This window comes from Dietzia sp. B44 (assembly GCF_014145245.1).
GTDB lineage: Bacteria > Actinomycetota > Actinomycetes > Mycobacteriales > Mycobacteriaceae > Dietzia > Dietzia natronolimnaea.
This window is the reverse complement of sequence record NZ_JAALEF010000223.1, coordinates 1-7,812: the sequence shown is the minus strand read 5'-3', so window position 1 is coordinate 7,812 and position 7,812 is coordinate 1. Positions and strand designations below refer to the sequence as shown.

The window sequence follows — 7,812 nt, the reverse complement described above, 5'->3', positions numbered from 1 at the left end:
AGCCTGAGCACACGTGTCCCGGGGTCGGTCATGGGACCAGTATCGCCGCCCCGCCCCCGGTGGTTTTCCCTACCCTGGGGGTGTGACCTTCCCGAGCAGTGACACGTTCTCCGTCTGGGCGCCGACAGCCGAGGCCGTCGGCCTGGTCCTGGACTCCGCCGACGCCGATCCGATCGCCATGCACCGCACCGCCGACGGCTGGTGGGCCTCGACCGTCGTCCGCGAGCAGGGCAGGGACTACGGGTTCGTGGTGACGGGCGACGACGGCGAGGTGAGCGACGCGCGTCCCGACCCGCGGTCGGCGCGTCAGCCCGACGGCGTGCACGGGCTCTCGCGGGTGCACCGGGTGGACGCGACGCGCTGGACCGACTCGGCCTGGACGGGTCGGCAACTGGCCGGGTCTCTCCTGTATGAGATGCACGTGGGAACCTTCTCCCCCGGTGGCACCCTGACCAGCGCGATCGAGTACCTCGACGACCTGGTGGAGCTGGGCGTGGACATGGTCGAGGTGATGCCCGTCAACGCGTTCAACGGCGAGTACGGCTGGGGTTACGACGGGGTGGCGTGGTTCGCCGTGCACGAGCCGTACGGAGGACCGGACGCGTTCCAGCAGTTCGTGGACGCCTGCCACGCCCGCGGACTGGGAGTGTGTCTTGACGTGGTCTACAACCACCTCGGGCCGTCGGGGAACTACCTGCCCGAGTTCGGCCCGTACCTGTCCGCCGCCGACGGGCCGTGGGGATCGGGGCTCAACCTCGACGGCCGCCACTCGGGCGAGGTGCGCCGGTACATCATCGACAACGCCCTGCGCTGGTTCGACGAGTTCCACGTGGACGCCCTGCGCCTGGACGCGGTCCACGCCCTGCACGACGCCTCGGCCGTGCACCTGCTCGAGCAGCTGGCGGTGGAGGTCGAGTCCCTCTCCGCCCACCTCGGGCGACCGTTGTCGCTGATCGCGGAGTCGGACCAGAACGACCCCCGGTTGGTCACCGCGAGAGAGGGCGGCGGACTGGGCCTCACCGGACAGTGGGACGACGACGTGCACCACGCGGTCCACGCCGCGGTCTCCGGTGAACGCCAGGGCTACTACTCGGACTTCGGGTCACTCGAGTCACTCCGGCAGGTCCTCACCGGGGCGTTCCTCCACGCCGGGACGTGGTCGGCGTTCCGGGGGCGGGTCCACGGCCGCCCGCTGGATGTCGGACGGGTCCCGGGCAGCCGGTTCGTGGCGTACACGCTCACCCACGACCAGGTGGGCAACCGCGCCGCGGGTGACCGGCCCTCCGTGAACCTCTCACCCGCGCAGCAGCTGGCCAAGGCCGCGATCGTCCTGTGCTCCCCCTTCACGCCGATGCTGTTCCAGGGCGAGGAATGGGGCGCGCGTACCCCGTTCTGCTTCTTCACCTCGCACCCCGAGCCCGAGCTCGCCGACGCCGTGCGCCGGGGCCGGACCCGCGAGTTCGCCGAGATGGGATGGGACCCGGCCACGGTGGCCGACCCCCAGGACCCGGAGACGTTCCGGCGGTCGGTGCTGGACCGGTCCGAGCAGACCCGGGACCAGCACGCCGAGATCCTCCGGGGGTACCGCGCACTCATCGCCCTCCGGCGGGCCGAGCCCGAGCTGACCGATCCGTGGCTCGGGTCGGTCCGCGTGCGGTGCGGGGTCGAGGCCGACGACGGCCGCTGGCTGATCGTCCACCGCGGATCGCTCGCCCTGGTGGTGAACCTGGGAACCGAGCCGAGCAGGGTCCCGGTGGCCGGCGAGGCGGTGCTGGCCTCGGGGGCGGTGGTCGACGAGGACTCGGTCTTCTGTCAGGCGTTCGGGTTCGCGGTGGTGCGCACCCGCCCGGACACCGGGTAGACGGGCCTCAGGTCAGGTACTCGTACGCCGCGGTGCCGGGCTCGAGCCGCTCACAGTCGATCCGGGAGGCCTCCATCCGCTCGAGCAGGGAGTGCAGGCCCGTGGCGGAGCCGAGCTCGATACCCACGAGGGCGGCCCCGTACTCGCGGTTGTTGCGCTTGAGGTACTCGAACTGCGTGATGTCGTCCTCCGGACCCAGCACCTCGTCGAGGAATCGACGCAGTTGGCCGGGCTCCTGGGGGAACTTGACCAGGAAGTAGTGCTTCAGCCCCTGGTGCACCAACGAGCGTTCGATGATCTCGCTGTACCGCGAGACGTCGTTGTTACCGCCCGAGATGATGCAGACGACCGTCGCGCCCTCGTCGATCTCGAGCTGCTCGAGTGCGGTGACCGCCAGCGCGCCGGCGGGCTCGGAGATGATCCCCTCGTTCTGGTACAGCTCCAGCATCGCCGTACACACCGCACCCTCGTCCACGGTGAGGACCTGGATCCGCTCGGTCATCGACGAGATCACCCCGAACGGGAAATCCCCGAGCCGTGCCACCGACGCACCGTCGACGAAGGTGTCCACGGTGTCGAGGATGACGGGCTCGCCCGCCTCGAGAGCCCGGGTCAGAGAGGGCGCTCCCGCGGGTTCCACCGCGATGATCTTGCAGTCGGGCGCGTACTCCGCCAGGTAGGTGGCGAGCCCGCCCACCAGACCGCCGCCGCCGACCGGCACCACCACCGCATCGGGGACCCGGTCGAGCTGCGCCAGGATCTCCGCCGCGATGGTTCCCTGACCGGCCATGGTGTCCGGGTGGTCGAACGGCGGGACCATCGTCGCACCGGTCCGCTCGGCGTCGGCGCGGGCCGCGGTCTGGGCGGCGTCGAAGTTGACGCCGGTGACCACCAGCTCCACCCAGTTGCGACCGTGGGCGAGGATCCGATCCCGCTTCTGCTTGGGGGTGTTGGTGGGGACGTAGATGCGGCCGTTGATCCCGAGGCTCCGGCAGGCGAACGCGACGCCCTGGGCGTGGTTGCCGGCGCTCGCCGTCACCACGCCCGCGCTGCGCTCGTCACCGGTCAACTGCGACATCAGGTTGTACGCGCCCCGGATCTTGTACGACCGCACCGCCTGCTGGTCCTCGCGCTTGAGCAGGATGGTCGCGCCGGTCTGCTCGCTCAACCGCTCGCTCTGGTGCAGTTCGCTCGCGAGGATCACGTCGCCGATGCGGCGGGCGGCGATGTCGATGTCGTCTGGGGTCACTACCTGGGTCGCGGCGGAGTCGGTGACGGTCACGACGACCAGTGTCCCACCGTGCGGTCCGTCACCGCCAACTGGTCATCCGGTGAGACAACCCGGCCCGAGCAGCGCCTTGAGATCCCCCATGAGCGAGGAGGACGTCTCCACCCGCAGATGGTCGTCCAGTCGCAACACCGTCGAGGAGTTCCCGTTGACCAGCCGCAGGTGGACGTCGGAGGGTCCGGGGTGTCGGCCGAGCACCTGTTTGAGGGCGGTAACGGTCTCGATGGTGCACATCCGGGTGGGCAGGGTCAGCGCCAGCGGGGCGCCGTTGCCGCCCACGACCAGGTCCGGCACCTCGAGGGTGTCACCGAACACCGACACCCGGTCCTCGCGGATGTTGATGCGCGCCTTGACCAGGACGACCGCGTCCTCGGCGATGTCCAGCGCCGCGAGCCGGTACGTCTTGGGGAAGAAGAGCACCTCGACGCTTCCGTTGAAGTCCTCGATGGTCACGATCGCCCACGGTTCGCCGTTCTTGTTGACCCGCCGGTCCACACCGGAGATGATCCCGCCGATGGTCACCGCGGTGCCGTGCGCGAGCTCGCCCTCGTGGATGGTCGCGATCGACGTGTCGGTCTTGGCGGCGAGCGCGGACTCCAACCCGTCGAGCGGGTGGCCCGAGACGTACAGACCGAGCATCTCCCGCTCGAGCGCCAGCTTCTGCTTGATCTCCCATTCCTCGTCGGGCACGCGGACCGCGAAGACGTCGCTGAAGGCGGAGGCGCCTCCCGTCTCGTCCGTGTCCGCCCCGCCGAAGAGGTCGAACTGGCCCACCGCCTCGGCCTTCTTGGTGGACATCACCGACTCGACGGCGTCGGCGTGGACCAGGAACAGTCCCTTGCGGGGGTGCCCCAGGGAGTCGAACGCGCCGGCCTTGATCAGCGATTCCGTGACCTTCTTGGTGCACGCGGTCTGGTCGATCTTGGCCAGGTAGTCGGAGAAGTCGGTGAACGCCCCCTTCTCCGTACGGGCGGCCACGACGGAGTCCACGACGTGCGAACCGACGTTGCGGACCGCACCCATACCGAACCGGATGTCCGTGCCCACCGAGGCGAAGTTGGTGAGCGACTCGTTGACGGACGGCGGCAGGACCCGGATCCCCATCTGCCGGCAGTTGGACAGGTACAGCGCGGCCTTGTCCTTGTCGTCACCCACGGAGGTGAGCAGGGCGGCCATGTACTCCGCCGGATAGTTGGCCTTGAGGTAGCCGGTCCAGAAGGACACCAGCCCGTAGCCGGCCGCATGGGACTTGTTGAACGCGTACGAGGCGAAGGGCTCGATGGTCCCCCACAGGGCGTCCACGGCCTCCTTGGAGAAACCGCGCTCGAACATTCCGCCCGAGAACTTCTCGTACTCGGCGGCCAGGACCTCGGCCTTCTTCTTGCCCATGGCCTTGCGGAAGCCGTCGGCCTCACCGGCGGTGTATCCCGCGAGCTCGCGGGAGATGGCCATGATCTGCTCCTGGTACACGATCAGACCGTGGGTCTCGCCGAGGATCACCCGGAGCGGCTCCTCCAGCTCCGGGTGGATCGGCACCAGCTCCTGCTTGCCGTTCTTGCGGTCGGCGTAGTTCCAGTGCGTCCCCATCCCCATGGGGCCGGGCCGGTACAGCGCGAGGGCGGCCACGATGTCGTTGAACCCCGTCGGCTTCATGCGCTTGAGCAGCTCACGCATGCCACCGGAGTCCAGCTGGAACACGCCGAGGGTGTCGCCGCTGGCCAGCAGGTCGTAGGTCGCCTGGTCGTCGGTGCTGAGCGTGTCGAGGTCGATCTCCTCGCCACGGTTGGACTTGATGTTCTCCAGGCAGTCGCCGATCACCGTGAGGTTGCGCAGGCCCAGGAAGTCCATCTTGAGCAGGCCGATGTCCTCACACGAGGGGTAGTCCCACCCGGTGATCAGGGCCCCGTCCTGCGCGCGCTTCCACATGGGGATCACGTCGAGCAGCGGCTCGGACGACATGATCACCGCGCACGCGTGGACACCCGCCTGGCGGACCATTCCCTCCAGTCCGCGGGCCGTGTCGTAGATCCGCTTGACGTCCGGGTCGGTCTCGATGAGCTGGCGGACCTCCGAGGCCTCGCCGTACCGCTCGTGCTTGGGGTCGGTGATGCCCGACAGGGGGATGTCCTTGGCCATGACCGCCGGCGGCAGGGCCTTGGTGATCCGGTCGGCGATCGCGTACCCGGGCTGGCCGAAGTTCACGCGCGCGGCGTCCTTGATGGCGGCCTTGGTCTTGATGGTGCCGAACGTGATGACCTGGGCGATCTTGTCGGCGCCCCACTTGTCGCTGGCGTAGCGGATCATCTCGCCGCGGCGGCGGTCGTCGAAGTCGATATCGATATCCGGCGCCGAGGGGCGCTCCGGGTTGAGGAACCGCTCGAACAGCAGTCCGTGCTCGATCGGGTCGATATTGGTGATCTTGAGCGCGTACGCCACCAGCGCACCCGCCGCGGACCCTCGACCCGGGCCGACCTTGATCCCGATGGAGCGGGCGTACTCGATGAGGTCACCGACCACGAGGAAGTACCCGGGGTACCCCTTGCCCTTGATCACCTCGAGCTCGAACTCCGCGCGGTCCAGGTACTCCTGCGGAACCCCCGCGGGGAACCGCCACTCCAGGCCCTTGTGGACCTCCCGGGCGAGCCAGGAGTCCTCCGTCTCCCCCGCAGGCACGGGGAACTTGGGCATCCGGTCCTTGGGCGCCCAGATCTCGTCGTATGGCTGGACCCGCTCGGCCACCCACAGCGTGTTGTCGCATCCACCCGGGACCTCGGTATCCCACTGGGCACGCATCTCCGCCGCGGACTTGAGGAAGTACCCGTCGCCGTCGAACTTGAAGCGGTTCTCGTCGGCGAGGGTCTTGCCCGTCTGTACGCACAGCATCGCCTCGTGCGCGTGGGACTGCTCGCGGGTGACGTAGTGGCAGTCGTTGGTCACCAACGGCGGCATGCCCAGGTCCTTGCCGAGCTTGAGCAGGTCCTCGCGGACCCGCCGCTCGATGTCGATCCCGTGGTCCATGAGCTCCAGGAAGAAGTTGTCCTTCCCGAAGATCGACTGCCACTTCTCGGCCGCCTCGTAGGCCTCCTTGTGATGGCCCAGGCGCAGGCGGGTCTGGATCTCGCCGGAGGGACAACCCGATGTGGCGATGATTCCCTCGGAGTGCTCGGCCAGGATCTCGGCGTCCATCCGCGCCCACTTGCCCAACTGCCCCTCGTACGAGGCCAGCGAGGACAGCAGGAACAGGTTGCGCAGGCCGGTCGCGTTCTCGGCGACCATGGTCATGTGGGTGTAGGCGCCCGAACCGGCGACGTCGTCACCCTTCTGGTGCTTCTCCCCCCACAGCACGCGCTTCTTGTTGAACCTCGACTCGGGTGCGACGTACGCCTCGATCCCGATGATCGGCTTGATCCCGGTCTTGACGGCCTGCTTGTAGAAGTCCGAGGACCCGTACATGTTGCCGTGGTCGGTCATGCCCACCGCGGGCATCCCGAGCCTGGAGGCCTCCGCGAACATCGGGTTGATCTGCGCCATCCCGTCGAGCATCGAGAACTCGGTGTGATTGTGCAGATGCACGAACTGGGATCCGCCCACGCAGCATTCCTCCTACGGCTTGTCCGGCCCAGTGTAGGTCGGTTCTCCGACACGACCCGAAACGCCAGCACGCGTCCGGCGGCGTGACCGTCCCGCCAGCGTGAACGCGATCACCGCCACCCAGATCAACGCGAAGCCCGTCCACTGGACGGCGTCCAGTCGCTCCCCGACCACCAGGATCCCCCAGGCCATCTGCAGGACCGGGATGATGTACTGCAGCATCCCGACGGTGGCCAGGGGTATCCGCTGGGCGGCCACGGCGAACAACAGCAACGGCACCACGGTCACCAGGCCCGAGGTGGCGAGCAACGCCGCGTGCCCCGCCCCGTGTCCGGTGAACGTGCCCGCGCCGGTCGCGCCCAGCCACACCAGAACGGCGAGCGCGACCGGCGCGATGAGCAGCACCTCCCCGGTCATCCCCACCACCGGGTCCACCCGGAGCTTCTTCTTGAAGACCCCGTACAGGCCGAAACTCGTCGCCAGGAGCACCGAGAGGTACGGGAAGTGTCCGTACCCCACGGTGAGAACCCCCACCGCGACGACGGCGAGGGCCACCGCGAACACCTGGGGACGGTTCAGCCGTTCGCGGAACACCACGACTCCCAGGAGCACGCTCACCAGGGGGTTGATCGTGTATCCCAGGGCCGCCTCGGTGACCCGCTCGGAGTTGACCGTGTGGACGTACACACCCCAGTTCACGGTGATGAACGCGGCGGCGCCGGCGATCCGCGCCCACGAGAGGCGGTCGAGCGCCCACAGCTCCCGCCACCGTCGCATGACGGTGAGCACCAGCGCCATGATCACCAGCGACCACACGATGCGGTGGCCCACGATCTCGACCGCACCGGCGGGCTCGAGCAGCGGGAAGAACGCGGGGAAGAAGCCCCAGAGCGTGTACGCCAGGACCCCGGCGAGCATCCCGAGCGCCACCGACCGGTCGGCGGGATCCCGCCCGCGGAGCTCCCCTCCCCGCTCGGTCATCCGCACCACCCCGGCACCCGCGCGCTCACGCCGACGGCACGGGGGCGTCGTCGGGGAGGGGGAACGCGGCGTCGACCTGCTGGGGCTGGAG

Annotated in this window: 4 protein-coding genes; 1 reads left to right on the top strand and 3 read right to left on the bottom strand. The window is 68.9% G+C overall.

What is annotated here, in order from left to right; genetic code table 11:
* Window positions 1–82 precede the first annotated feature (82 nt).
* On the top strand, window positions 83–1,861 hold the full coding sequence (gene treZ, locus G6017_RS08230; RefSeq protein ID WP_179525084.1) for a malto-oligosyltrehalose trehalohydrolase: 1,779 nt from the start codon (window positions 83–85) through the stop codon (window positions 1,859–1,861).
* A gap of 7 nt (window positions 1,862–1,868) precedes the next feature.
* On the opposite strand, the gene ilvA is transcribed toward treZ, so the two are convergent.
* The 3 genes from ilvA to rarD are packed head-to-tail and all read right to left on the bottom strand — an operon-like array spanning window position 1,869 to window position 7,721.
* Window positions 1,869–3,143, bottom strand: a complete 1,275-nt coding sequence (gene ilvA / locus G6017_RS08225; protein ID WP_182616885.1) for a threonine ammonia-lyase IlvA — start codon at window positions 3,141–3,143, stop codon at window positions 1,869–1,871.
* 42 nt (window positions 3,144–3,185) lie between these two features.
* A complete protein-coding gene (gene dnaE, locus G6017_RS08220) occupies window positions 3,186–6,740 on the bottom strand; it encodes a DNA polymerase III subunit alpha (RefSeq protein ID WP_182616883.1) in 3,555 nt (1,184 codons plus the stop codon).
* A gap of 12 nt (window positions 6,741–6,752) precedes the next feature.
* The gene (gene rarD / locus G6017_RS08215) at window positions 6,753–7,721 is read right to left on the bottom strand and encodes an EamA family transporter RarD (RefSeq protein WP_182616882.1); all 969 of its coding nucleotides are present in this window, start codon (window positions 7,719–7,721) and stop codon (window positions 6,753–6,755) included.
* Window positions 7,722–7,812 lie beyond the last annotated feature (91 nt).